The 26,170-nt window shown below is 66.6% G+C and carries 23 protein-coding genes and 1 riboswitch; of the genes, 16 read left to right on the forward strand and 7 right to left on the reverse strand.

All coding sequences use genetic code 11. The features are described 5' to 3' along the window. Positions 1–78: 78 nt before the first annotated feature. From FB548_RS03060 to ilvC, 5 genes are all read right to left on the reverse strand, one after another. Positions 79–1,629: a 2-isopropylmalate synthase gene (locus tag FB548_RS03060; protein ID WP_142123272.1), complete on the reverse strand. Its 1,551-nt coding sequence runs from the start codon at positions 1,627–1,629 to the stop codon at positions 79–81. Next, positions 1,626–2,762 carry a threonine dehydratase gene (locus FB548_RS03065; protein ID WP_142123273.1) on the reverse strand — a complete coding sequence of 379 codons (1,137 nt, stop codon included), beginning with the start codon at positions 2,760–2,762 and terminating at the stop codon, positions 1,626–1,628. Before FB548_RS03065 ends, FB548_RS03060 begins: the two co-directional genes overlap by 4 nt. A 72-nt stretch (positions 2,763–2,834) precedes the next feature. After that, positions 2,835–3,107 (reverse strand): ACT domain-containing protein, encoded by a 273-nt coding sequence (locus FB548_RS03070; protein ID WP_142123274.1) that lies wholly within the window; start codon positions 3,105–3,107, stop codon positions 2,835–2,837. Further along, positions 3,091–4,839 (reverse strand): acetolactate synthase 2 catalytic subunit, encoded by a 1,749-nt coding sequence (gene ilvG, locus FB548_RS03075; protein WP_142123275.1) that lies wholly within the window; start codon positions 4,837–4,839, stop codon positions 3,091–3,093. Before ilvG ends, FB548_RS03070 begins: the two co-directional genes overlap by 17 nt. Then, complete coding sequence (gene ilvC / locus FB548_RS03080; protein WP_142123276.1) at positions 4,836–5,843, reverse strand: ketol-acid reductoisomerase; 1,008 nt, start codon at positions 5,841–5,843, stop codon at positions 4,836–4,838. The genes ilvG and ilvC overlap by 4 nt, the downstream gene beginning before the upstream one ends. 367 nt (positions 5,844–6,210) lie before the next feature. Between ilvC and ilvD the strand changes: the two genes are divergently transcribed. The 10 genes from ilvD to FB548_RS03125 all read left to right on the forward strand — a co-directional run bounded on the left by ilvD (position 6,211) and on the right by FB548_RS03125 (position 21,215). After that, complete coding sequence (gene ilvD / locus FB548_RS03085; RefSeq protein WP_142124080.1) at positions 6,211–8,052, forward strand: dihydroxy-acid dehydratase; 1,842 nt, start codon at positions 6,211–6,213, stop codon at positions 8,050–8,052. A gap of 7 nt (positions 8,053–8,059) precedes the next feature. Continuing rightward, positions 8,060–8,902: a PhnD/SsuA/transferrin family substrate-binding protein gene (locus FB548_RS03090; RefSeq protein ID WP_185741951.1), complete on the forward strand. Its 843-nt coding sequence runs from the start codon at positions 8,060–8,062 to the stop codon at positions 8,900–8,902. 32 nt (positions 8,903–8,934) lie between these two features. Further along, a riboswitch (TPP riboswitch) is annotated at positions 8,935–9,035 on the forward strand. Positions 9,036–9,185: 150 nt separating this feature from the next. Beyond that, on the forward strand, positions 9,186–11,072 hold the full coding sequence (gene thiC, locus FB548_RS03095; RefSeq protein ID WP_142123278.1) for a phosphomethylpyrimidine synthase ThiC: 1,887 nt from the start codon (positions 9,186–9,188) through the stop codon (positions 11,070–11,072). 94 nt (positions 11,073–11,166) lie between these two features. Then, on the forward strand, positions 11,167–11,766 hold the full coding sequence (locus FB548_RS03100; RefSeq protein WP_142123279.1) for a DUF4136 domain-containing protein: 600 nt from the start codon (positions 11,167–11,169) through the stop codon (positions 11,764–11,766). Then, positions 11,763–11,930: a hypothetical protein gene (locus FB548_RS18715; protein WP_185741952.1), complete on the forward strand. Its 168-nt coding sequence runs from the start codon at positions 11,763–11,765 to the stop codon at positions 11,928–11,930. The genes FB548_RS03100 and FB548_RS18715 overlap by 4 nt, the downstream gene beginning before the upstream one ends. 16 nt (positions 11,931–11,946) lie before the next feature. Next, complete coding sequence (locus FB548_RS03105) at positions 11,947–12,633, forward strand: ion channel (protein ID WP_142124081.1); 687 nt, start codon at positions 11,947–11,949, stop codon at positions 12,631–12,633. 265 nt (positions 12,634–12,898) lie between these two features. Continuing rightward, positions 12,899–15,244, forward strand: a complete 2,346-nt coding sequence (locus FB548_RS03110; RefSeq protein WP_142123280.1) for a winged helix-turn-helix domain-containing protein — start codon at positions 12,899–12,901, stop codon at positions 15,242–15,244. A 147-nt stretch (positions 15,245–15,391) separates the two neighbouring features. Continuing rightward, positions 15,392–16,300, forward strand: a complete 909-nt coding sequence (locus FB548_RS03115; protein ID WP_142123281.1) for a helix-turn-helix domain-containing protein — start codon at positions 15,392–15,394, stop codon at positions 16,298–16,300. A gap of 58 nt (positions 16,301–16,358) precedes the next feature. Further along, entirely contained in the window at positions 16,359–19,217 is a 2,859-nt protein-coding gene (locus FB548_RS03120; protein ID WP_142123282.1) for a TonB-dependent receptor, read from the forward strand. A gap of 147 nt (positions 19,218–19,364) precedes the next feature. Beyond that, positions 19,365–21,215, forward strand: coding sequence for a sulfotransferase (locus tag FB548_RS03125; RefSeq protein ID WP_142123283.1), 1,851 nt, complete (start codon positions 19,365–19,367; stop codon positions 21,213–21,215). Positions 21,216–21,276: 61 nt separating this feature from the next. Here FB548_RS03125 and ppa read toward each other — a convergent pair whose 3' ends face one another. Next, the gene (gene ppa / locus FB548_RS03130) at positions 21,277–21,831 is read right to left on the reverse strand and encodes an inorganic diphosphatase (RefSeq protein WP_055937232.1); all 555 of its coding nucleotides are present in this window, start codon (positions 21,829–21,831) and stop codon (positions 21,277–21,279) included. A 153-nt stretch (positions 21,832–21,984) separates the two neighbouring features. Between ppa and FB548_RS03135 the strand changes: the two genes are divergently transcribed. The 3 genes from FB548_RS03135 (at position 21,985) to FB548_RS03145 (ending at position 23,901) form a co-directional block, all read left to right on the forward strand. Continuing rightward, positions 21,985–22,770 (forward strand): lytic transglycosylase domain-containing protein, encoded by a 786-nt coding sequence (locus FB548_RS03135; protein WP_142123284.1) that lies wholly within the window; start codon positions 21,985–21,987, stop codon positions 22,768–22,770. Between the two features lie 125 nt (positions 22,771–22,895). Further along, positions 22,896–23,399 carry a hypothetical protein gene (locus FB548_RS03140; RefSeq protein WP_142123285.1) on the forward strand — a complete coding sequence of 168 codons (504 nt, stop codon included), beginning with the start codon at positions 22,896–22,898 and terminating at the stop codon, positions 23,397–23,399. A 52-nt stretch (positions 23,400–23,451) separates the two neighbouring features. Beyond that, a complete protein-coding gene (locus tag FB548_RS03145) occupies positions 23,452–23,901 on the forward strand; it encodes a DUF4920 domain-containing protein (protein ID WP_185741953.1) in 450 nt (149 codons plus the stop codon). 10 nt (positions 23,902–23,911) lie between these two features. Here the strand turns inward: FB548_RS03145 and FB548_RS03150 are convergent, their stop codons facing one another. Beyond that, a complete protein-coding gene (locus FB548_RS03150; protein ID WP_142123287.1) occupies positions 23,912–24,547 on the reverse strand; it encodes an NAD-dependent dehydratase in 636 nt (211 codons plus the stop codon). Positions 24,548–24,715: 168 nt separating this feature from the next. Between FB548_RS03150 and FB548_RS03155 the strand changes: the two genes are divergently transcribed. The 3 genes from FB548_RS03155 to FB548_RS03165 all read left to right on the forward strand — a co-directional run bounded on the left by FB548_RS03155 (position 24,716) and on the right by FB548_RS03165 (position 26,129). Beyond that, positions 24,716–25,075, forward strand: a complete 360-nt coding sequence (locus FB548_RS03155) for a hypothetical protein (protein WP_142123288.1) — start codon at positions 24,716–24,718, stop codon at positions 25,073–25,075. A 240-nt stretch (positions 25,076–25,315) separates the two neighbouring features. Next, a complete protein-coding gene (locus tag FB548_RS03160) occupies positions 25,316–25,690 on the forward strand; it encodes an EF-hand domain-containing protein (protein WP_142123289.1) in 375 nt (124 codons plus the stop codon). 121 nt (positions 25,691–25,811) lie between these two features. Continuing rightward, positions 25,812–26,129 (forward strand): hypothetical protein, encoded by a 318-nt coding sequence (locus tag FB548_RS03165; RefSeq protein ID WP_142123290.1) that lies wholly within the window; start codon positions 25,812–25,814, stop codon positions 26,127–26,129. Positions 26,130–26,170: the final 41 nt, after the last annotated feature.

The raw sequence follows: 26,170 nt of genomic DNA on the forward strand, positions 1-26,170 counted from the left end.
TCATGGTGTGTCGATCAGGGCGGTGCTTTCCTCTCCCGCCGTCATTCCGGCTTTCATCGGAATGACGACAGAAGGTTCTCAGGCGGCGGCCGCTTCCTGCTTCTCGACGCGACGCTGGCGCAGCAGCCGGTTCGCGACGTCAAGCCAGGCCAGCGCGCTGGCCTCGATGATGTCCTTGCTGGTGCCCGTGCCTTCGTATTCTTCGCCATCGCAGCGTACCGACAGGCTGGCTTCGCCGCGCGCATCGGCACCGATGCCGACGCTGTGCACCTGATAGCTCTCCAGTTGCAGCTGCACGCCGGTCGCGGCGGCGAGTGCGCTGAACAATGCATCGACCGGGCCATTGCCCTGTGCGGTTTCGGAGATGCGGTTGCCGTCCGGATCCGACAGCTCGACGAGCGCGTTGGCGCGGCTGCCGACGTCGCTGATCGTCATCGAAGACAGCCGGTAGCCATCGCTGACCGCGGCGTCCTGCATCAGCGCCTGCAGGTCGGCATCGCCCACCACGCGCTGCTTCTCGCACAGCGCCTTGAACTGTTCGAACACCAGCTTCAGTTCGTCCTCCTCCAGCCAGTAGCCGAGCGCGCGCAGGCGCTGCTCGACCGCAGCGCGGCCGCTGTGGCGGCCCAGCACCATCTGCGACGACGGCCAGCCCACGTCCTGCGGCTGCATGATTTCGTAGGTGCCACGGTGGCGCAGCATGCCGTGCTGGTGGATGCCGGATTCGTGTGCGAACGCATTGGCGCCGACGATGGCCTTGTTGCGCTGGACGGGCATGCCCACCAGGCGCGACAGCAGCTGCGAGGTCGGCACGATGCGGCGCGTATCGATGCGCGTGTCCAGGTTGTAGAAGGCGTTACGAACCTTCAGCGCCATCACCAGCTCCTCGATCGCGCAGTTGCCCGCGCGTTCGCCGATGCCGTTGATCGAGCCTTCCACCTGGCGCGCGCCGCCTTCGATGGCCGCCAGCGAGTTGGCCACGGCCAGGCCCAGGTCGTTGTGACAGTGGGCGCTGAACACGACCCTGTCGGCACCCGGCACGTTGGCAATCGCGCGTTCGAACATGCCGCGGATTTCCTCCGGCGTGGTGAAGCCCACCGTGTCCGGCAGGTTGATGGTGGTCGCGCCGGCAGCAATGGCGGCCGCGATGGCCTCGTGCAGGAAGTCTTCCTCGGTGCGCGTCGCGTCCTCGGCCGAGAACTCGATCTCATCGACGTGGCCGCGCGCCAGGCGCACGTGCGAGTCGATGGACTGCAGCACCTGCTCGCGGCTCATGCGCAGCTTGTGCTCGCGATGCAGCGGGCTGGTGGACAGGAACAGGTGCAGGCGCGGCTTGGCGGAGGCCGACAGCGTGCGCAGCGACGTTTCGATGTCGCCCGGCAGGCAGCGCGACAGCACGACCAGCGTGGTCTCGCGCAGTTCGCGCGCGATCAGCGCATGCGCCTCGCGGTCGGACTGCGAACTGGCGGGGAAGCCGGTTTCGATGGCGTCGACGCCAAGGTCGGCCAGGCCGCGGGCCATCACCACCTTCTGCTGCGGCGTCATGCTGCAGCCGGGGGACTGCTCGCCGTCGCGCAGCGTCGTGTCGAAAATTCGGATCTGTGCGGGTGTGGGAATGGTCGTATTCACCAGATGGTTTCCTCGTGTACTTCTGTTTCCAGGGCGGCGGCCGGAGTACGGCGCGCGCCGGTCTTGATGGCGGGGCGGGGCGTGGCCGCGCGCGGCGTGGCGCGGCCGTGGGCAAGCGAGGGTTCGCCCTCTACGGTACGCCGGCGCGGCTTGCGCGGCGGACGGGGGCGCACGTCGGACAGCAGTTGCGCGAGTACCGTGGCGTCGATGTTACCGCCCGATACGACGGCGCACTTGCGTTTTCCAGCCACGCGGCGACCAGCGGCCAGCGCCAGCGCACCGGCGCCCTCGGCGATCAGGTGCTCTTCCAGCGCCAACCGCACCAGCGTTTCGCGCAGTTCGGCTTCGCGCACGATCACCACGTCGTCAAGCAACTGCGTGCACAGGCGTCGGGTGATGAAGCCGGGTACCTTCACGCGCACGCCATCTGCGAGCGATGCCACCGGATCGACCGGCGAGACATCGCCTTTCATCGCGCGGATCATCGAATCCACGCCCTCGACCTGCGCGCCGACCACGCGTACGCCTTGCGACTTCAGCGCAAGCGCGACGCCCGATGCCAGGCCGCCGCCGCCGATCGGCACGATGACGACGTCGGGCGTGAAGGGGGCGATCTCGATGCCGACCGTGCCCTGGCCGGCGATCACGTCGGGGTCGTCGAAGGCGGACAGGAAGCGGTAGCCGTTCTGTTCGGCTAGTTCCCTGGCGAAGGCGAACGCTTCGTCGTAACTGTTGCCGTGCTGGCGCACGGTGGCGCCCCAGTGGGCGACGCCGGCGATCTTGGTGGCCGGCGCGCCATGTGGCATGACCGTGATGGCCTGCACGCCCAGGCGGTAAGCGGCCCAGGCCAGGCCTTGCGCATGATTGCCGGCGGACGCGGCGATGACCGGACGCTGGTCGCCACGCTCGCGCGCTGCCAGCAGCGCATTCAGCGCGCCACGGACTTTGTACGATCCGGTGCGCTGCAGGTTTTCCAGTTTCAGCATCACGCCGAAGCGTTCGGCGTGATGCATCGGGGTCAGCGGCAGGTAACGGCGCAGCCGCGCCTGCGCCGCCAGCACGTCGGCCACGGTGACGACGACGTCGCCTACGTCGGGGTCGTTGCTGGCGGTGGCGCGGCCGGCATCAGGCATCGCGGCACGTGTGCGGCTGATGTCGAAGAAGACGCCTCCGGACCACGACGTCCGCGTTGGCGGGCGTGGCCTTCATGCGGCGCGGTCCTGGTGGCGACGATCCCTGCTCAGTTCCTGCACGGCACTGAAGGACAGTTCCTCGACATCGTAGATCTTCAGCAGTTGCTGGCGCAGGGTCTCCGGCGCGCGGGTACTGTCGATCACCAGCGCCAGTGCCCAATAGCCCTCGCTGTCGTGGGTGGCATGGACCGCGTGGGGTGGAAAACCACGGCGCTCGATCATGCCCAGGACGCGCAGCAACGCGCCCTCGGCGGGTTTGAGCTTGAGTTCAAGCCGGTAACGCATTCTTCTTCTCCGGGCCGTCGGCCGTGACGGCAGCCTCGGCGGATTGTTTTGCGGGATTGGCATCCAGCATCGAGCTGTTGGCGTGGTTCGGCGGCACCAGCGGCCAGACGTTCGCCTTGATGTCGATGGTGACGTGCAGCAGCGCCGGGCCTGGCGTGGCCAGCAGGTCGGCCAGCGCGCCTTCGACTTCGTCGCGTAGGCTGATGTGGTGCGCGGGGATGCCGAACACGCGCGCCAGCGCGGCGAAATCCGGGTTGTCGGACAGGTCGATCTCGCTGTAGCGTTCGGCGAAGAACAGTTCCTGCCACTGCCGCACCATGCCCAGCGCGCTGTTGTCGATCAGCACGATCTTCACCGGCAGCTTGCAGCGGGCAATGGTGGCCAGCTCCTGCACGTTCATCATGAAGCCGCCGTCGCCATTGACCAGGATGACGGTGCGGTCGGGACAGGCGAACTGCGCGCCCATCGCCGCCGGCAGGCCGAAGCCCATCGTGCCGAGAGCGCCGCTGGTCAGGTGGTTGCGCGGATGGGTGAACTTGCAGTGCTGCGCCACCCACATCTGGTGCTGGCCCACGTCGCACGCGACGATTGCGTCCGCTGGTGCCACCTCGCTCAGTCGCTTCAGCAGGCCAGGCGCGTAGATGTCGGTGCCGGGTGCGTCGTAGCGGAAGCCGAAGCGCTCGCGGTTGCCCAGGCAGTGCTTCCGCCATTCGTCGCAGGTGCTGCGTGCCGCCGTCAGCGCTTTCAGGCTGGTGGCGATGTCGCCGGGCACTGCGATGTCCGCCGTGCGCAGCTTGCCGATCTCGTAGGCATCGGCGTCCACGTGCAGCACGCGGGCGAACGGGGCGAACTCGGCCAGCTTGCCGGTGGCGCGGTCGTCGAAGCGCGCGCCGACCACGATCAGCAGATCGCATTCCTGCGTGGCCATGTTGGCCGCCCGCGTGCCGTGCATGCCCAGCATGCCCAGGTAGTACGGATGGCTGGCGGGCAGGGCGCCCAGACCGCGCAGGGTCAGCACGGTGGGGATCTTCGTGGCGTCGACGAACTGGCGGAAGGCATCCACCGCGTCGGCGATCCCGATGCCGCCACCGCCGTAGATCAGCGGCTTCTCGGCACCGGCGATGGCCGCCAGCGCTTCGGCCAGCCTGGCGTCGTCGGGCGCCGGCAGTGGATCGACACTGGCTGGCACATGGTCGGGCAAGTGCGACGCATCGCTCATCTGCACGTCCTTCGGCAGGTCGATCAACACCGGCCCGGGACGGCCTTCGCGCGCAATGCGGAAGGCTTCGCGCACCATCTCCGGCAGGTCGTCCACGCGCCGGGCGACGAAGCTGTGCTTCACGATCGGCAGGGTCAGGCCGAACACGTCCAGCTCCTGGAACGCGTCCGTGCCCATCAGCGTGGTAGCGACCTGGCCGGTCAGACAGACCATCGGCACCGAGTCCAGCATCGCATCGGCGATGCCGGTCACCAGGTTCGACGCGCCTGGGCCGGAGGTGGCCACGCACACGCCGACCTTGCCGCTGGCGCGCGCGTACCCGTTGGCGGCCAGCGCCGCGCCCTGCTCATGGCGCACCAGGATGTGCTTCAGGTTGGAATCCACCAGCGCGTCGTAGAACGGCATGATGGTGCCGCCCGGGTAGCCGAACAGCGTGTCCACGCCCTCGGCTTCCAGGGCGTGGGCCAGCCAGCGGGCGCCATTGCGTGGGGCAGTGGCCGCGGCGGCGTTCATGCGGCGGCCTGCTCGTCTGTATCGGGTTGCGCGGCGTTGGCCTGCAGCCACACCATCTTCGCGCGCAGCTCCTTGCCGACCTTCTCGATCGGATGGTCCTTGTCCGCCTGCTGGAACTTCTTGTAATTCGGCAGGCCGGCGTCGTACTCGGCCTGCCAGTTGCGGGTGAAGGTGCCGTTCTGGATGTCGGTCAGCACGTCCTTCATGCGCGCCTTCACCGACGCGTCGATGACGCGCGGGCCGCTGACGAAGTCGCCGTACTGCGCGGTCTCGGAGATGAACTCCAGCATGCGGGTGATGCCGCCTTCGTAGAACAGGTCGACGATCAGCTTCAGCTCGTGCAGCACTTCGTAGTAGGCGATCTCCGGCTGGTAGCCGGCTTCCACCAGCGTCTCGAAGCCGGCCTGCACCAGCGACGACGCACCGCCGCACAGTACGGCCTGCTCGCCGAACAGGTCGGTCTCGGTCTCTTCCTTGAAGGTGGTCTTGATGATGTTGGCGCGCGCGCCGCCCAGGCCGCCTGCGTAAGCCAGCGCGAACTGCTCGGCCTTGCCGCTCTTGTCCTGGTGCACGGCGTAGATGCAGGGCACGCCGCGGCCGATCTCATACTCGCGGCGCACCAGCGCGCCCGGGCCCTTCGGCGCCACCAGCACCACGTCCAGGTCGGAGCGCGGCTCGATCATGCCGAAGTGGACGTTGAGGCCGTGCGCGAACAGCAGCACCGCGCCCTGCTTCATGTTCGGCGCCAGCACGTCGGTGTAGAGCTTCTTCTGCACCATGTCCGGGGTCAGCACCGCGACCAGGTCGGCGTCCTTCACCGCGTCGGCGACCGCTTTCACCACGAAGCCGTCGGCCTGCGCCTTGGCTTCGGTCGGGCCGCCCGGGCGCAGGCCGACGGTGACGTCGAAGCCCGAATCGCGCAGGTTCAGCGCGTGCGCGCGGCCCTGGCTGCCGTAGCCGACGACGGCGATCTTGGGTTGCGGGAGAGCGTTGGCGGTGGTCATGGAGCGGGATTCCTGGAGGTTGAGGTGAAGGGAAAGGCTCTTAAACAAAAAACCCCGCACTTCTCAGTGCGGGGTTTTGCGAATCTGGCGTTGTCTGTTGCTTACGCGCCGGTCCGTCCCGCAGTTGTGGGCGAGGTAATAAGGACGAGTACGAGGAAGGACGCCGCAGCGGGTGCGGTGAGGTCGGTCGTCGTGGGCGTGTGGCGCTGCAACATGCGGCAAGGGAAACATGCCGCTCCGAAGCGTGTCAAGCGGTTTTCCCGCCTTTGCGACGATCGGATGATTTCAGTAGATATGGTTGCAACTGAAACCGTGGAAACGCAGCAGAATCAAGGCTTCCCACGTCATCGCCGCACTGCTGGATTTCATGCCCGAGTACCGCTCCAAAACCTCCACCCACGGCCGCAACATGGCCGGTGCCCGTGCGCTGTGGCGCGCCACCGGCATGAAGGATGCCGACTTCCACAAGCCCATCGTCGCCATCGCCAACTCCTTCACCCAGTTCGTCCCGGGCCATGTGCACCTCAAGGACCTGGGCCAGTTGGTGGCGCGCGAGATCGAGCGCGTCGGCGGCGTGGCCAAGGAGTTCGACACCATCGCGGTGGATGACGGCATCGCGATGGGCCACGACGGCATGCTGTACTCGCTGCCATCGCGCGAGGTCATCGCCGACTCCGTCGAGTACATGGTCAACGCGCATTGCGCCGACGCGCTGGTCTGCATCTCCAACTGCGACAAGATCACGCCCGGGATGCTGATGGCCGCGCTGCGGCTGAACATCCCCACCGTGTTCGTGTCGGGCGGGCCGATGGAGGCCGGCAAGACGCGCCTGGCCGACCACAAACTCGACCTCGTCGATGCGATGGTGATGGCGGCGGACCCCAACGTGTCCGACGAAGAAGTCGCGGCCGTGGAGCGCAGCGCCTGCCCGACCTGCGGCTCGTGCAGCGGCATGTTCACCGCGAACTCGATGAACTGCCTGACCGAAGCGCTTGGCATGTCGCTGCCGGGCAACGGCACCGTGGTCGCAACCCATGCGGATCGCGAAAAACTGTTCAAGCGTGCCGGCGTGGTGGCGGTGGAACTGTGCCACCGCTGGTACGGCGGTGAAGACGCAACGGCGCTGCCGCGTGGCATCGCGACGTTCGAGGCGTTCGAGAACGCGATGACGCTGGACATCGCGATGGGCGGTTCCACCAACACCATCCTGCATCTGCTGGCTGCGGCGCAGGAAGGCGAAGTGCCGTTCGACATGCGTGACATCGACCGCCTGTCACGACGCGTGCCTCAGCTGTGCAAGGTGGCGCCGAACACGCAGAAGTACCACATCGAGGACGTGCACCGCGCCGGGGGCATCATGGCGATCCTCGGCGAACTCGCACGCGGTGGATTGCTGCATACCGATGTCCCGACCGTGCACGCGAAGACGCTGGGCGACGCGATCGCGAAGTGGGATGTCGCAACCAACCAGGACGAATCCGTCGCCACGTTCTACAAGGCCGGGCCGGCCGGCATCCCCACCCAGGTCGCCTTCAGCCAGGAAACCCGTTGGCCGTCGCTGGACACCGATCGCGCGGAAGGCTGCATCCGCAGCGTCGAGCACGCGTTCTCGCAGGAGGGCGGATTGGCGGTGCTGTACGGCAACATTGCGGTGGACGGCTGCGTGGTGAAGACGGCGGGCGTGGACGAATCGATCCACGTGTTCGAAGGGACGGCGCGGGTGTTCGAGAGCCAGGATGCGGCGGTGGCCGGCATCCTCGGCGATGAGGTGAAGTCCGGCGACGTCGTCGTGATCCGCTACGAAGGCCCCAAGGGCGGGCCGGGCATGCAGGAAATGCTGTACCCGACCAGCTACCTGAAATCGAAAGGACTCGGGAAGCGGTGCGCGCTGCTGACCGACGGGCGTTTCTCCGGCGGCACCTCCGGGCTGTCGATCGGGCATGCGTCGCCGGAAGCGGCCGCGGGCGGCGCGATCGGCCTGGTGCGCGACGGGGACCGCATCCGCATCGATATTCCACAGCGTGCCATCGCGCTGCTGGTCTCCGACGATGAACTCACGGCGCGCCGCGCCGCGCAGGACGCGAAAGGCTGGAAGCCCGCACAGCCGCGGACGCGCAAGGTCACCACGGCATTGAAGGCTTACGCGTTGCTCGCGACCAGCGCCGACAAGGGCGCGGTACGCGACAAGCAGTTGCTGGATGGTGTCTGATAGCGGGATGACCCGCGCCCTTCTTGTCGTCGTCCTCTCGCTGCTGTCGTTCGCGCCCGTGTGGGCCCAGCAGACACTGCCACGGCCCTGGGTGATCGCCACCTACGCCTATCCGCAACGCGACCGGGCCGCGGCCATCCAGCCGCTTGCCGATTACCTGGGGCTGCGGGCGCGGCATCCGGTGCAGGTGCGCCTGTTCGATTCGCCCACTGCCCTGGTCGACGCACTGCGTCGTGGGGAGGCCGACGTGGTCGTGCCCAACCTGCACAGCTACCTGCAGGCGCGTCGCGCCAGCGAGCCGCTGACGACACTGCCTGTTCCGCAGGTGCCGGCGTTGCAGGCGGACCGCTACCGCGCGGTGCTGGTCGCGCGCGCGGGCCTTGAGCAGGCGGGCGAACTGGAGCGGGTGGCGAGGAGCCTCCGCTTGGTGCTCGTCGGCCGCGATTCGGCCTCGGGTGGGTTCGTCCCGGTGCGCGAACTGCGCCGACGCGGCCTGGAACCGACAACGGCCTTCGCCCACCTTGCCTATGCCGGCTCGCATGCGGCCGCACTGCAAGCGGTCGCGTCCGGCAAGGCCGACGTCGCCGCACTCGCCGCCGATGTCTACGACGCCGAACGCCCGACCGGCGTGGTCGAACTGTGGCGCTCGGAGCCCATCCCGCCGGGTCCGCTCCTGTGCCGTCCCGCGGCCGATGTGCCGTGCCAGCAGTTCGCGGCCTGGCTGCTCGAGGCCCATGACGAAGCGCCGTCGGTGATGGCCGCGTTGCGTGCGGGCTGGCCGGAGTTCGGGGATGCGACGGTTTTCGTTCCCGCACCGACCGCGTTGCTGACGCCTGCACCGCTCGACTGAATACGCCCGGCTGCGGTGTTGTGGTCTAATTCGCGCCGAAGCGGGGGTATCGCCGGCCTGGCCGGTGATTGAGACAGACCCTTCGAACCTGATCCGGTTGAGACCGGCGTAGGGAAGCTTCGCAGGATGAACCGCATTGCCGTGTTGCCCGTCGCGGGCCCGCAATCCGCCCATCCATGCGCCGCCGCTTCGTCCGTGATGCGAGTCCCTCGCATCTCATTATGCGAATCCCTCGCAAGAGCCCGCACATCCATGTGCGGGGATTCAAAAAGGACGAACGCCGATGAATGCCATTCCCAAGCCCGCCACCGATCTGCTGCAGCAGACCGGGCAACTTTCCGAATCCGTGACGCGCCCGATCCCCGGTTCGCGGAAGATCTTCATCGAAGGCTCGCGCCCGGATATCCAGGTGCCGATGCGCGAGATCGGGCTGACGCAGACGCCAACCATCTTCGGCGGCGAAGACAATCCGCCGGTCACCGTCTACGACACCTCCGGTCCCTATACCGACCCCAATGCGACCATCGACCTGGCCGCCGGCCTGCTCGCGCTGCGCGAGAAGTGGATCGAGGAACGCGGGGATACGGAACAGCTGCCGGCGCTCAGCTCGGAGTTCGGACGTTCGCGCGAAACCAACGCCAAGCTCGACAGCGTGCGCTTCCCCGGCCGCATCCTGCCGCGCCGCGCGAAGGCGGGCGCCAATGTCAGCCAGATGCACTACGCCAGGCGCGGCATCATCACGCCCGAGATGGAATACGTCGCCATCCGCGAGAACCAGCGGCTGGATGCGGTGCGCGATGCGATGCTGCTGAAGCAGCATCCCGGCGAATCGTTCGGTGCCAGCATCCAGAAGTTCATCACCCCGGAGTTCGTGCGCGACGAGATCGCCCGCGGCCGCGCCATCCTGCCCAACAACATCAACCACCCGGAAAGCGAGCCGATGATCATCGGCCGCAACTTCCTGACCAAGATCAACGCCAACATCGGCAACTCCGCCGTGTCCTCGGGCATCTCCGAGGAAGTCGAGAAGCTGGTGTGGTCGATCCGCTGGGGCGGCGACACGGTGATGGACCTGTCCACCGGCAAGCACATCCACGAAACGCGCGAGTGGATCATCCGCAACTCGCCGGTGCCGATCGGCACCGTGCCGATCTACCAGGCGCTGGAGAAGGTCGATGGCCGCGCCGAGGCGCTGACGTGGGAGATCTTCCGCGACACGCTGATCGAACAGGCCGAGCAGGGCGTGGACTACTTCACCATCCATGCCGGCGTCCTGCTGCGCCACGTGCCGCTGACCGCCAAGCGCGTGACCGGCATCGTCTCGCGTGGTGGCTCGATCATGGCCAAGTGGTGCCTGGCGCACCACAAGGAGAACTTCCTCTACACGCACTTCGAGGACATCTGCGAGATCATGAAAGCCTACGACGTGGCTTTCAGCCTCGGCGATGGCCTGCGCCCGGGCTGCATCGCCGATGCCAACGACGCCGCCCAGTTCGGTGAGCTGGAAGCGCTGGGCGAGCTGACCAAGATCGCGTGGAAGCACGACGTGCAGTGCATGATCGAAGGTCCCGGCCACGTGCCGATGCAGCTGATCAAGGAGAACATGGACAAGCAGCTGCGCGAGTGCGGTGAGGCGCCGTTCTACACGCTGGGGCCGCTGACCACCGACATCGCGCCAGGCTACGACCACATCACCAGCGCGATCGGCGCCGCGATGATCGGCTGGTTCGGTACCGCGATGCTCTGCTACGTCACACCGAAGGAGCACCTGGGCCTGCCCAACCGGCAGGACGTGCGCGACGGCATCATGGCGTACAAGATCGCCGCCCATGCGGCCGACCTGGCCAAGGGCCATCCGGGTGCCCAAGTGCGCGACAACGCGCTGAGCAAGGCGCGCTTCGAGTTCCGCTGGGAGGACCAGTTCCACCTCGGTCTGGACCCTGAGAAGGCCAAGGAATTCCACGACGAGACCCTGCCCAAGGACGCGCACAAGCTGGCGCACTTCTGTTCCATGTGCGGACCGCACTTCTGTTCGATGAAGATCACCCAGGACGTGCGCGACTACGCGGCAGAACACGGTGTGGAGGAACGGGCGGCGCTGGAGGCCGGCATGGCGGAAAAGTCGGCGGAGTTCCTGGCCCAAGGCGCGCAGGTGTATCGTCAGGGCTGACCAGGTCCGGGTGCCAAGCATCCATCCGGCGCACTCATGCGTAATGTTCACAGGGCGTCCCCCATCCTGGCGGCGTCCCGACAGGAGAACGATCATGGCCCGTTTCGCCCGTAATGCCGGCCGCTTGATGATGGCAGCGTGCGTCCTGCTGCTTGCGGCCTGCGCCACCGGCCCACGCGTCACCAGCGACGTGGACCCGTCCGCGAACTTCGCGCAGTACCGCAGCTTTGCCTTCTATTCGCCGCTGGCGATCGAGGCGCAGGGCTACGCGACCCTGACCAGCGGGCGTATCAAGAATGCGGCGCGGGCACAGATGGAAGCGCGCGGCTATGTCTACGATGAGGCCTCGCCCGACCTGTGGGTGAACCTCAATGCCTACATGCAGGAAAAGACCGATGTCGTGTCGATGCCGGAAGTCGACTACGACTACTACTACAGCTACCGCGCCCGTCGTTATGTATCGGTGCCCTATTGGCGCGACCGCACCGAGGTCTACCAGTACACCGAGGGCACGATGAACGTGGATCTGGTGGATGCGGCGCAGAACCGGCTGGTATGGACGGGTGTGGCGGTCGGCCGCGTGGGCCGTGCCACGCCGGAAGAGCGGGCTGCGAAGATCGATGCCGCCGTGGCCGACATCTTCCTGCGCTACCCGTACCGCGCGGGCAGTGGCACGCCTGCGGTGTCGCCGTGAAGGGGAATGGTGCAGGCATCGCAAGGGCGGGCATAGGCTTCGGTACCGCGCTGGCCATCACCATCTCGTGGAGCGCGAACAAGTCGCTGTTGTGGGCGGTGATCCATGGGCTGCTGTCATGGATCTACGTGGTCTATTACGCGCTGGTCCATCACTTCAAGTGACGGTCGCGGTATGACGATGCCTTGGGCGTGGCTGCGCTGGATGGTGACCCTGCGTCGCCATCCTTCGGCGTTCCTGTTGATCGTGCAACTGGCGGGGATACTGCTGTATCCCGTGATGGAGGACACGCAGGCGGGCCGCGCGCTGTTCGGTGCCTTTGGCATCCTGGTGCTCGCGCTTGCGTTGTGGGTGGTCAACCGCAGCGCGGCGGTGAACTGGATCGCCTGGTCGCTCGCGGTGCCTGCAGTGTTGCTGTCGGTGTCGTCGGCCGTTTTCGACCAGCCCACGCTCGGCATCTACGCACACCTGTTGGAAAGCGGACTGTATTTCTACACCGCCGGCAGCCTGATCGCCTACATGCTGCAGGACCACAAGGTCACCAGCGACGAACTGTTCGCCGCGGGGGCCACGTTCACGCTACTGGCTTGGGCGTTCGCGTTCGCGTTCTCGGTCTGCCAGCAATGGTATCCGGGCAGTTTCACGGCGGCGGTGGATCCCACGTCGGCCCGCAGCTGGATGGAGCTGCTCTTCCTGAGCTTCAGCTTGCTCTCCGGCGTCGGCCTGAGCGACGTGGTGCCGATCCAGCCACAGGCGCGCGCGCTGGTGATGCTGGAGCAGTTCGCGGGCGTGATGTACATCGCCGTGGTGGTCTCGCGGCTGATCGGCCTGACGATCCTCAAGCAGCCGGCGCGCAGGGAAGGCTGAGTGTTTCAGGCAGGCAAAAAAATTCGCGCCCGGGGGCGCGAATGCTGGAACAGGTTGTAATAGGACGTCGGCGAGAGAGAGAGGTTGCCTGTGATGTTCCCGTTCAGGGGGAACACGGCGGCCACTGTAAAATGCACCGCGACGGTGCGCTTTCCCCATGCTGTTCCTGCACTTTGCCGAATTTGCCGGATTGAACGATCCGGTCGGAGACAGGTATTCAGGCACATGACGGGACGAGGGTGCCGGCGCAGCATCCGCCCCCAACATGCCCCTACCTGCCGAGCCCCCCATCGTGCCCCCTGCCGAACACCTCAAGGTGGGCGAGTGCTTCGTCGATATCGCCCTGCGCGAGATCCGCGCGCCGGGTGCCCGCAAGCCCGCACGCATCACGCCCAAATCGATGGGTGTGCTGCTGGCGCTGGCCGACGCGCCTGGAAGGGTCGTCACACGCGACACGCTGCTGGCCGTGGTCTGGCCCGACACGCTGCCAACCAACGATGTGGTCACCCAGGCCATCACCCAGTTGCGCAAGGCATTCGGTGAGCGTGGCGATGGCACGCGATATATAGAGACCATCGCCAAGAGCGGGTATCGCCTGCTGGCTTCGGTGGAGTGGTTGCCGACAGCGGGCGACAATGCTTCGCCGCCTGCGGCCGATGAAACTGTTTCTGCTTCGTCCACGCCAGCTGCCGCACCCGTCTTCGTGCAGGGCGACGATGTATCCCGACACGCGGCCGCGCCGCTTCCGGTGACGGCCAACGCAGGGCAGGCGCCGGACGCCCGCTTGTTCCGTCGCTGGGCATGGGGTATCGGGCTGGGCGTACTGGCGTTGGGTGTCTCAGCGTGGGGAGTGTGGATGATGGTGACGCGCAGCGGTCCGGTTCCAGCGGAGTCCGGCGTGCAGACACTTGTACCTGCACCGCGTCCGTATCGCCTGATCACCTCGGCGCCCGGGTTCGAACTGTCACCGGCGCTGTCGCCGGACGGTTCGCAGGTCGCTTATCTCTCCAGTCTGACGGAGGAACTCGCAGGCACCGCGATCAAGGTGCAGACCACGGAGCCGGCCCAGCCGCGGACCCTGACATCGCCGCCGGAAGGTGCGTGGGACAGCAATCCGGAGTGGTCGCCCAGCGGCCGTGAGGTCGCCTTCCTGCGTCGCTTCCCCGGCAAGGACTGCCGGATCATGGCCGTCCAGGCGAGTGGCGGAGAGCCGCGCACGCTCGGGGTCTGCGATCCGAACAACCGCCCCAGTTTCGACTGGATGCCCGGCGGGGACGGGCTGGTGTTCAGCAGTCCGCTGACGGGTGCGGGGGAACCGGGCCTGCGCTTGCTGGACCTCGCCTCGGGGCGTTGGCGTGCGCTGGATTACGGCGCGAACGACGAGGATGTCGATACCGCGCCGCGCTATTCGCCGGACGGCAAATGGATCGCCTTTGTCCGCAACACGCCGCTGGGCGACCTGTGGCGCATTCCCGCAGAAGGGGGACGGGCGGAGCGCCTCACCCATCAGCGCGCGGAACTGCGCGGCTGGGACTGGACCCCGGACGGCGAGGCCATCGTGTTCGGGCGCCGTGTCGACAGTCACACGCGCCTGTATCGCCTGACGTTGCAGGATGGCCGCATCGAGGATCTCGGCATCGAGGATGCGCAGACCCCGGCCATCGCAGCGCGCGCGGACCAGCTGGCGTTCGTGCAGCGCAAGCCGCAGTTCGGCGTGTACCGCATCAGCAGTGCGCCGGCGATGGATGGGAAGCTGCCTGTGCCGGAAAGGCTGTTCCCTTCCACCGGTCGCGACACGCTGCCGTCGGTGGCGCCGGATGGCCGCCAGATCGTGTTCACCTCCGATCGCTCCGGCGACTACGCCCTGTGGTGGGCCGACATGGAGCGCCCCGCGTCGTTGCGCCTGATCGAGGGCATCCATCCCGAGTCCCGCCACCTGCCTGCATGGTCGCCGGACGGCAAGCGGGTGCTCGTCGTCGGGACCGATGGCACCGGGCGCTATGGTCTGCACGAACTGGTCCCCGCCAGCGGGCAACTGCAGTCGCTGGCGGTGCCGGTGGCGCTGGAGGACCTGTTGTTTGCGGCCTATTCGCCGGACCCGGCGCGGATCTTCGTGGTCGCCGGACGCGGGGACAGCCAGCAACTGGTGCTGTTCGACCGGAGCAGCACGCCGTGGCGGCAGGTCGCCACCATCGAGGGTGTATCGTTCGCGCGTCCCGATGGAGCACAGGGACGGATGCTGTTCACCCGGCTGGGTCGGGACGGGTTGTGGCAGGCAGACCTGTCGTTGTCGCCCGGCAGCATTCGCCAGATCGATGGCAATCACCCGGTGAGCCAGCGTTACCGCACCTGGACGGTCACCGAGGACGGCCAGGTGGAGTACCTCGAACAGCGGGCCGGGTGCTATGTCAGCCTGCGCCATATCGGGGCGGGACGTTCGCATCCCTCCCCCCGATGCCTGGAGCCGAACCATCTCTCCACGATAAATGGCTTCAGCGCACATGCGCGCACGCGTGTGGCGTACGTCTCAATGGCGATCAACGACGGCTCCGACATTGGCCTGCTGTCATTGCGGCGCACGGCGGCGACGCCCCCGGTCCGGTTCTGGTAAGTCGCTGATAAAGAAAAAGAAAACACTTTCGCAAATTCTTCGGAAGCGGATTCGTGGAGATTTCGGGGGGTTTTCCGCGCAATTTCCTGCCGCATCGGTCGTGTTCCGGCACATCCACTGCTCCTGTTGTGCAAAGTGGAACGACCGATGGAGCAAACCTTGTGGGGGGATCGCGGACAAGTGGTCCGCGCCGATGCGGCCGATGGCCAGGATCCGAACGGCTGCATCGCGGTCTCGCGGCTGGGCGCCGTGCAGGCGGGCGCTGACGTATTCAGCGTGTGGGTGCAGTTGCGTGGCACCTCATGGGTGGAGGCCAAGGAAGGGCGCTTCCGGCTGCGCCGGGGCCACTGGATCGCGCTGGAGCGTGACTCCAAGCCGCTGGTGCAGAGCGACCGCTACGGCCTGTGCCTGGGGGTGGCGCTGAGCGCGGATGCCCTGCGCGCGATGGCACGATTCGCCGACAGCCCCTTGTATGCCGGCCGTGGGCGGTTGTCCCGGCGCGATGCGCTGACACTGCTGCGCCTGTGGCGCGCAGTGTCCCGGCACGCACCGCAAGGCCCGGACTTCCTGGCACTGCGCCCCTTGCTGCTGCATGTGGTGGCCATCCAGCAGGAGTTCTCCGACTACATCCAGCGTTGCCCCGGACGTTCACGCAGCCGCAAGCGCCAGGTGTTCGGTCGCCTGCAGCGCGCCCGTCTCTATCTGGAAGGCAATTGCGACCGCGTGGTGCGGATCAGCGAGCTGGCCGAACTGACCAGCTTCTCCAGCTGGTACTTCTCGCGCACCTTCTACAGTCTGTATGACGAAAGCCCGCAGGCGGCGGCGGCACGGATGCGGCTGGAGCATGCGGCCGAACTGCTGCGCAACACCTCGATGATGGTGGGCGAAGTCGCCGCGGCATCGGGTTTCGACAATTGCTGCAGCTTTGCGCGTGCTTTCCGTGCGCGCTTCGGAACCTCCGCCAGCCGGTATCGCGTGGCATCGACCGCGTCGAGGACAGACTCGGCAAAGTCATCGGCCCTCGTGCGCAAAGCGGCCGTGAAGACTGGAACGTAAGTTTGCAAGGCGTTTTAACACGCCCATAACGCAACACGTTCCCCTGAGGAGAGATTCAATGAACCATCGTAGTCCGCGTCGCGCGATGCGGGTCGGCTTGCTGCCGGCCGGCATTGCCATCGCACTGGTCCCGGCGTTCGCCATGGCGCAGGAAACCACCGATGCGCCCTCGAGCACCACCACGCTCGATCGCCTCGAAGTCACCGGCTCCCGCATCCGCGGCGCCGACATGGAAACGCAGCAGCCGATCATCACCATCGCGCGTGAGGACATCGAGAAGCAGGGCTTCACCTCGGTTGCCGACGTGCTGCAGAACCTGACCTCCGCCGGTTCCCCCGCGATCGCGCGTTCCGAAGCGCTGGCCTCGGGTGAGAACGTGGGCGGTTACTACGTCGACATCCGCAACCTGGGCGCGACCCGTACCCTGGTGCTGGTCAACGGCCGTCGCCTGGGCGCCACCACCGGTGGTTACCAGGATCTGAGCCAGATCCCGATGTCGGCCATCGACCGCATCGAAGTGCTGAAGGACGGCGCGTCCGCCATCTACGGTTCCGACGCGATCGCCGGCGTGGTCAATGTCATCACGCGCAAGCGCTTCGAAGGCGCCGAGGCGTCGGCGTACATCGGCCAGACCGGTGAAGGCGACGGCGATACCAAGCAGTACTCCTTCACCGTGGGCTCGGCCAGCGACCGTGGCGGTGTCACCCTGTCGGTCGAGTACTCGAAGGAAGACCCGATCTCCGCCGCCGACCGCTGGTTCTCCAAGGACGGCAACGCCGGTCCGGACTATCCGGGTTCGGGCTGGAGCCCGATCAGCCAGAACGGCTCGTTCTGCGATCCCTGCTCGCCCGCGGCATCCGCCGTGTGGTGGACGCTGAGCGAGGGTGGCGATCCGGCCAACCGTGCCGACTACCGTGTGCACACGGCGGACGACAACGCGAATGCCAACCAGCAGATGTTCCTGTCCACGGGCATCGAGCGCCGTTCGGTGTTCGTCAACGCGAACTACGACGTGACCGACAACATCACGTTCAACGCCGACGTGTTGTACAACCACCGCTCCACGCAGCAGCAGATCGCCGGCTATCCGTATCAGTCGGCTGCGTTCGGGACGCCGTTGGACGCCGACAGCGCGTTCAACCCGATGGCGGGCGACACCACGTTCCGTCGTCGCCTGTGGGAGATGCCGCGCACGACCGACAGCGAGCTGGAAACCTATCGCTTCGCTGGCGGCTTCGCCGGCTTCTTCGACCTGGGTGGCAAGACCTGGGATTGGGATGTCGGTGCGCTGATCAACCGCAACCAGTCGACCAAGCGCGCGCGCGGCGACATGAGCCTGATCGCGTCGCGCCAGGCGCTGGGTCCGTCGTTCATCAACGCTGACGGCGTCGCCCAGTGCGGGAGCGCGGCCGATCCGACCCCGCTCTCCGATTGCCGTCCGTGGAACCCGCTGCTGCCTAACGGCGTCGCTGGCCCGGGCTCGCTGTCCGATCCGGAACTGCAGAAGTTCCTGTTCCCGTGGTTCACCGATACCGGCCTGACCCGCACCACCAGCTACACCGCCAACCTGGCGGGGACGTTGTTCGAGTTGCCGGCCGGCGATCTGGGCATCGCGGTGGGCGTTGAGCACCGCAAGGAGCAGGGCCGCTTCGTGCCGGATGCGTTCGCGCAGTCGGGCCAGAGCACCGGTCTGGGTGCGACCACCACCGAGGGCGACTATTCGGTCGACGAGTTCTACGTCGAGCTGAACATCCCGGTGCTGGCCGACATGGCGTTCGCGAAGGAACTGACCTTCAACGTCGCCAGCCGCTACTCCGACTACAGCAACTTCGGCGACACGATCAACAGCAAGTTCGGCTTCACCTGGCGCCCGATCGACGAACTGCTGGTCCGCGGCACCTACGCCGAGGGCTTCCGCGCGCCGACGATCGACAACCTGTACGGCGGCATCGGCACCAGCTTCGAGAACTACACCGACCCTTGCGGCGTCGGCGCGGTGAACAGCGTCAACGGCAACGCGGCCTGCACCGGCGCGGGCGTTCCGCTCGGCTACGTGCAGCTGGGCCAGGGTCTGGTGCCCTGCACGACGTATCCGTGTGCCACGCCGGACCAGTTCATCACGGGCTCCAATCCTTCGCTCGTGCCGGAAACGTCCAAGAGCAAGACCATGGGTCTGGTGTGGTCGCCGCGCTGGGTGGAAGGTCTGGACATCTCGCTGGACTGGTACCGCTACGAGCTGACGGACATGATCATCTCGGACAGCGTGGATCGCATCCTGCGTGACTGCTACGTGCTGGGCAACAGCGCCCGTTGCGAAGGCATCGTGCGTGCGGACGATGGCCATATCACCAGCCTGTTCTATGGCTTGGCCAACCTGGGCTCGATGGAAACCGAAGGCTTCGACCTGGGTGTGAAGTACGCCCTGCCGGAGCAGTCGTTCGGCAAGATCGCGTTCGACTGGACCTCGTCGTACACGAGCGTCTACGACGAGGAAAGCGAGAACTCGGCCGGCGAGAAGATCATCGTGGGCAACGTGGGCAACTCCGGCATCTTCCGCCTGCGCTCGAACCTGGGCGTGGACTGGTCGCTGGGTGACTTCGCGGTCAACTGGACGGCCCGTTACTACTCGGGCATGAAGGAAAGCTGCGTGCCGGCCCGTCCTTGCACGGATCCCGACCACATCGCCAATGGCGAAGAGGATGCGATCCGCCGCGTGGGTTCCAACACGTTCCATGACCTGCAGGTCAGCTACAAGGCGCCGTGGGATGCCACGATCGCCATCGGCGCCAACAACGTGTTCGACCACAAGGGTCCGCTGATGTTCTCGAACTCGGCGTACCGCCACAGCGACTTCGCGTACTACGGTGGCTTCGACTTCGATCGTTACCTGTACGTCAAGTACACCCAGCGCTTCTGATCTCCGGATCGACGCGTCTGCTGCACCACGACGGCCCCGCAAGGGGCCGTCGTTCTTTGCGGGCATGACGGGTGGCGACGGTTGGTATCATCCGGCGAACTGACAGACCGTCCCGACCCCCGGGCGTAGCCGAGATTCCCGCGACCCATGAAGCTGCCTGCCCCCTTCATCCAGCTGCCCGTTGCCTTCGACGCCGAGGCGTTGGCGCGCGAGGTGCTGACGATCGACGAGGCATGCTGGCGGTCCCATCCGGGCGGGATCCCCGGCAACAGCGCGCTCGCGCTGATCACCACGGAAGGCGATCCGGACAGCGACCAGGTGACGGGACGGATGCGGCCCACGCCTTCGCTGGCGCGGTTGCCGTACCTCATGCAGGTGCTGGAATCGCTCGGCGCCACGTGGGGGCGTTCCCGGCTCATGCGTCTCTCGGGACAGTCCGAGGTCACCGGGCATGTCGACATCAATTACTACTGGCGTGAACACATGCGTGTACACGTGCCGATCATCACCACGCCTTCGGTGCGCTTCCAGTGCGGTGACAGCGAAGTGAACATGGCGGCGGGCGAGTGCTGGATCTTCGACACGTGGCGTCACCACCGGGTCCTGAACGAAAGCAGCGAAACGCGCATCCACCTGGTGGCCGATACGGTGGGCGGCGTCGCGTTCTGGGACCTGCTGGAGCAGGGCAGGACCCCGGAGCGGCGCGAGCCGGGTTGGGCGCCACGACGGATCGCGCCGATGCAGGGCCACCGGGCGACGCTGGACTACGAATCTTTCAACGCTTCCGACGTGATGACACCGTGGGAGCTGCGCGAATGCATCGGCTTCCTGATCAACGACACCGAGCGGACTCCGCAACTGCCCGCTGTCAATGCGTTGCTGATGCGTTTCGCGCGCCACTGGCACGGTGTTTGGGCCTGCCATGGCAACCAGGCATCGGGACTGCCGCATTTCAGGGCGCTGCTGAAGGACATCCAGGAAAAACTCGTGCAGGCGGGTGTTGCACAGGTCCGGCTGCAGAACGGACTGGGACTGCTGGCGGCGTTGAAGGCTCACATTTTCAGTATGGCCCTGGCTGCCGATGTCGATGAGTCGGCGCGACGCGATCCGCACGGTGCCAGGCCTGCGGCAACGGACAGGCAAGCGAGCAGCGGTACTCGAATGAACGCACGGGAGCTCGATCAGCCGGTTTTCATCGTCAGCCCGCCGCGTTCCGGTTCCACGCTGCTGTTCGAGACGCTGTCGGGTGCGCGCGGCGTGTACACGATCGGCGATGAAAGCCATCAGCTGATCGAGGATGTCGAGGGCCTGGCACCGGCGCAACGCGGCTTCCACTCCAACCAGTTGGGTCGTGTCGATGCCACGCCGACGGTCGTGCAAGTGTTGCGCACCCGGTTCCTCGACGCGCTGCGCGATCGTGAGGGCAACGTGCCGGATGCAGGCGCGACGATCCGGATGCTGGAGAAGACGCCGAAGAACGCGCTGCGCATTCCGTTCCTGAAGGCGGTGTTCCCCGACGCGAAGTTCATCTACCTGCATCGCGATCCGCGGCAGGTCTGGGGCAGCATGATCGACGGATGGCAGTCCGGCAGGTTCCGCATGTACAACCTGCCCGGCTGGCAGGGGCCGACCTGGTCGTTCCTGCTGACGCCCGGCTGGCAGGCGTTGAACGGAAAGGAGCTCGGGGAGATCGTGGCGAGCCAGTGGGAAACCGCGACGCGCCTCATGCTGGACGATCTGGATGCGCTGTCGCCTGCCGACTGGGTGTCGGTCGACTACGGACGCTTCGTGCAGGACCCGCAGCGGGAGGTGCTGCGCCTGAGCGAATGGGCCGGCTGGTCGTGGGATCGCGAACTCGGCGGGCAGCTTCCCCTGTCGCGCTACACGCTGACGAAACCCGACCCGGACAAGTGGCGGCGGCATGCGGCCGAGATCGAGCCGCGTCTCGTGCAGTGGAAAGCCACGATCGAACGCGCGGCACGCGCCGCGGGTCTCTGATCGCAGGAAGAAAAAAGGCCGCCCTTGAGGCGGCCTTTCTTGTTGATGCGCGCGGGAGCAATCAGAACTTGTGCTTCTCGTCTTCCGGCTGCGCGGCCTGGCGGGCGATGGCGTCCACCAGCACGGCCTTGGCTTCGGCGGCGTTGCCCCAGCCATCCAGCTTGACCCACTTGCCCTTCTCCAGGTCCTTGTAGTGCTCGAAGAAGTGGCCGATGCGCTCCAGCCAGTGCGGGCTGACCTGGTCGATGTCGCTGATGTGGCTGTAGCCGGCGAAGACCTTGTCCACCGGCACCGCCAGCAGCTTTTCGTCGCTGCCGGCTTCGTCGCTCATGCGCAGCACGCCGACCGGACGGCAGCGGATCACCGAGCCGGGGATCAGCGGCAGCGGCAGGACCACCAGCACGTCGGCCGGGTCGCCGTCGCCGCACAGGGTGTGCGGGACGTAGCCGTAGTTGCAGGGGTAGCGCATGGGCGTGGAGAGGATGCGGTCGACGAAGATCGCGCCGCTGGCCTTGTCTACCTCGTACTTCACCGGCTCGGCGTCCTTGGGGATCTCGATGATGACGTTGATTTCGTCCGGCGGGTTCTTGCCGGCGCTGACCAGATCCAGGCCCATTGCGTGCTCCGAGGGGGTGCGGTGAAAGAGGCCGGCATTTTACGCGCTTGGCTGCTGCGGCGCAGCAGGAATCGGGCCGGGCGGGCCGGCCGTCGGCGCGGAAAGCGTGATTCAGGCTGTCCTTCAGCTTGCCGGGCCTAGAATCCGCCGCCCATGCACCCTTTCAGACGCGCCGCCGGCTTCCTGCTGACGGTGCTGGCCTTGGCCAGCACCGGGGCGGACGCACGCACGGTGTATCGCTGCGTGCAGGGCGGGACGGTCAGCCTGGCCACCGCGCCGGAGCCGGGATCGAAGTGCACGGCCAAGGAGATCGACGACAACGCTGTCAGCACGCCCAACCTGTGGGGCTCGATGGGCGTCTTCAGCGGCACGCTCTACGAGCGCGAGCAGGACGGGCAGAAGGTGTATTCCACCCGCAACCTGCCGGGTTCCACGGCCTATCTGAAATTCACGGTGCAGACGCCGCCGGGCGAGCCCGCCCACCCGGGCCTGGGCAAGGTCGGCACGCCGCGGCTGGACCGCTATCCCTCCGAGTTCAAGGCGGCTGCGCGCCAGACCGGAGTCGACGATGCCTGGCTGCGTGCCGTGGCGCATGCCGAGAGCGATTTCGATGCGAAGGCACTGTCGCCAAAGGGCGCGATGGGCGTGATGCAGCTGATGCCGGATGTGGCCAAGGAATACGGCGTCGCCGATCCGTATTCCTCCACCGAATCGATCAACGCGGGCGCGCGTCATCTGCGTGGCCTGATGCGCCGTTACAAGGGCGACCTGACGCTGGTCGCGGCCGCCTACAACGCCGGCATCGGCACCGTGTCGCGCTACGGCGGCGTGCCGCCCTACGCGGAGACGCAGGAATACGTGTCCAAGGTCACCGCCTTGTACGAACTCTATCTGCGCGCGCTGGGACGCAAGCAGGCACCGGAGCGTCCGGCGCTCTGAGTCCGCCCCGTGCGCGCCGCGCGTCGGCGCGTCAGCCACGGTTGCGATTCTTCACTCGCCGCTTCCCCATCGCGGTCTAGCGTGGTCCTCACGGCCGACCCTCCCGCGCCGGCCAGGAGATCGCCATGAAGACGCGACGCGTGTTCAGCGCCCCCGACATCGACACCGCCGAGGCGGCCCTGCATGTGGCCCTGCATCTGGGCATCCGTCCCGATCACGCATCCCTAGTCGGACGTCCGGACATCGAGATGACGCAGATGCCCGATGCCGACAAGGAAGGCTCCCCCACCGACTTCATGCCGGCGGCGGCGCGGGGGTTGGTGGGCGGCGGTGTCGTGGGCCTGGTCATCGGCTTGCTCGCGATGGCCATCCCTGCGGTGGGCATCCCGTGGGCTGCGGTGCTGCTTTGCACGGTGGTTGGTGCGACGGTCGGCGGCTGGGCGGCGGCGCTGGCCGGTTCCTCCGTGCCCAGCGAAGTGCGCCGCGACTATCGCACCGAGATCGCCGCAGGCAAGGTGCTGGTGGTGATCGATGAGGAGGACGAGCGCCTGCTCGAACGCGCCAGCCAGGCCATCACCGCGACGGGTACACAACGCCTGCAGCTCGTGCACCACGGCCTCCTGCACTGAACTGTGGACCGGGGCGCAGGTAAGATGCCTTCATTCCCCCGGAGGCAAGGCCATGCAACGTTGGTTGGCGATGATCTGTTCTGTGGTGGTCGCAGCGCCCGTGATGGCGTCCGACACTGCCTGGGACAAGTACGGTGCCGACATCCCCGCCGGTGCGGTGGTGCCGTTGGCACAGGCGCTCGCGCAACCGGCAGCGTATGAAGGCCAGGCGCGCGTCTTCAGCGGACGCGTCGTCGACGTCTGCCAGAAGAAGGGCTGCTGGGTGATGCTCGAGGATGACGGACATGGCGCGCGCGTGCTGCTGGGCGATCATGATTTCTACGTGCCCAAGGACGTGCGGGGCGATGCGCAGGTGCACGGTGTGCTGTCGCGGGTGACATTGTCGCCGGCGGCGCGCGACCACACCGCTGAAGAAACCAGTGCGGGAGCCGCGGTAGCCGAGGTCGAGTACCGCATCGTCGCCGACGGCGTGCAGGTACGCGTGGACGAACCCGACGCATGACTTGCGGGCATCAGCCCAATAAGTGCTCCGATGGAATGACGTGCTGCCCCGGCACCGCATCCATGGCCGCATCCAGCAAGGCTTGCGCCACGCGTTCCGCAGGCACGATCCTGTAGCGCTTCGGCAGGACCGGATCCAGTGCGCCCAGCACGCGGAGCGCCCAACGTTCGCCGCCCCGGTGCTGCACGCGTTCGCCGCCCAGCAGGCCCGGGCGCAGCAAGGTGAGTGATGTGAAGCCGATCGCGCCTAGTGCGTTCTCGACCTCGCCCTTCGTGCGCGAGTAGAAGATCCGCGAGCCTGCATCGGCGCCCATCGCCGACACCAGCGCGAAGGCCTGCGCACCGTGTGCATGGGCGTGGCGTGCGATCGCAAGCGGATAGTCGTGGTCCACGCGCCGGAATGCGTCCTGCGAGCCTGCATCGCGGATCGTCGTGCCCAGTGCACAGGCCACGGCATCCACGCGCCACCACTCGACATCAGGGGGCAGTGCCTCGAAATCCAAGACCGGGTTCAGCAGTTTGGGGTGGGGGGCGAGAGGTTTGCGCGTGGGTGCGACCACTTGGCGCACCCGCGCGGATGCCAGTGCCCGCCGCAGCGTCGCCTGTCCGACCAGACCGGTCGCACCGGCCAGCAAAAGACGACTCATGCGATGCTCCCGTTGCGGCAATGGCGCCATCATGCCAGCACCGCACGGGAGCAGGATCGCATCGGTTAACCTGTGGTGTCAGGCGCGGACCCGCGCCGGGGAATGCCTGTCCATGCGCCGCTACAAGAATCCACTCACCGCAACGCGCGTCCGGGAAGGGTGCGCGCGATGAACCTGCCCCTGCACTACGGTGTGCTCGGCGCCATCGAAGCGGGCCTGATCGCGTTCGTCCTCGGTGTGCTCTGCTTCCTGTTCTGGAACTGGCTGAGCGCCAGGATGCGCTGGTCGATGGGGCATGCCGTCGGTTGGGCCTGCGTCTCGGCCGTGATCATCGGTGCTGGGGTGGACACCTGGAACATGTTCTACCTCGGTATTTCGAAATTGGAGTCGCCGTTGTATGCGCGGCTGGCATTGCAGGGTATCCACGATCCCGATTCGCTCGGCTCGCGCGTGGTGCTGGAAATCGCCGGCGCCTTGAGTGGTGTCGCCCTTGGTTGGCAATGGTTCAGCAAGAAAACGCCGGATTGAGTGCCGTCAAAAAGCGAGCAAGAAACGAATACCTAACGGCAAACGATGCGCGACGTCACGCATTCCACGCGCGCCTGACGACATGCTCACGACGCCCTAACACGGGGCTAGCCGATGCGATTCCGCTTGTGGTTAAGCGTGCGTGCACGTTCATTTCAGCGCGCCATTTTCGTTCAGAAGCGACGTTGCAAGGTGGGGCCGTGCGCAATCGGACGCACTCCCACAGAACGGAGCACTGACATGACGAAGAACAACCGCAAGCCACTGATCGCCCTGGTCGCCCTGAGCGCCGCGCTGGCCATGCCGCTGGCGTTCGCCCAGGAAAAGACCGAAGACGCGGCGATGCAGCAGGGCCAGACCGAGCCGACGGCCGAACAGGCGACCGGCGCGGCGACCCAGGATCCCACCCAGAGCACGCAGTCCGCGACGCAGGCCAAGCAGGGTTGGGCTGACGTGGATACCGACGGCGACGGCGCCATCAGCAAGCAGGAAGCCTCCGCCAACGCCGGCCTCAGCCAGGTCTTCGACCAGGCCGACGCCGACGCGGATGGCAAGCTTACCGCCGACGAATACAAGGCGTTCGTCAGCAAGAACTACGGTGACCAGCAGAAGTAATCCTGCCCGTCGCACCGGGTCGGTCGCGGCGCCATGACGCCAGCGCGTGACCCGCCGGAAAGGGCGGCCTGTCGTGCCGCCCTTTCTCTTCCGGAGGGAACTCCATGACGAGGAGGGATCCATGAACACGAAGACGCTGTCCTGCCTGGGTGTGCTGGCCACTGTCATCGCACTCACCACTGCGCCGAGGGCACATGCGCAGGAGGTGCCGCAGCGCGGTGAGGAACGACCGTCGCCGCAGACGAGCCCGACACCCCCCACGACACCCGTACCGCGCTCGTTCCAGGACCTGGACCGGAATGCAGATGGTGCGATCAGCAAGGACGAAGCGGCTGTCGACCCGCCGCTGGCGCAGGTATTCGGCACGCTCGACCAGGATGCCGACGGTCGCCTGACATCGGAGGAGTACGCGGTGCATGCGCGGCCGGACAACCCCTGAAGTCACCGCACACATCCATTCCCACGAACCATGCTGCATGG

It is taken from the genome of Pseudoxanthomonas sp. 3HH-4 (assembly GCF_006716465.1).
GTDB lineage: Bacteria > Pseudomonadota > Gammaproteobacteria > Xanthomonadales > Xanthomonadaceae > Pseudoxanthomonas_A.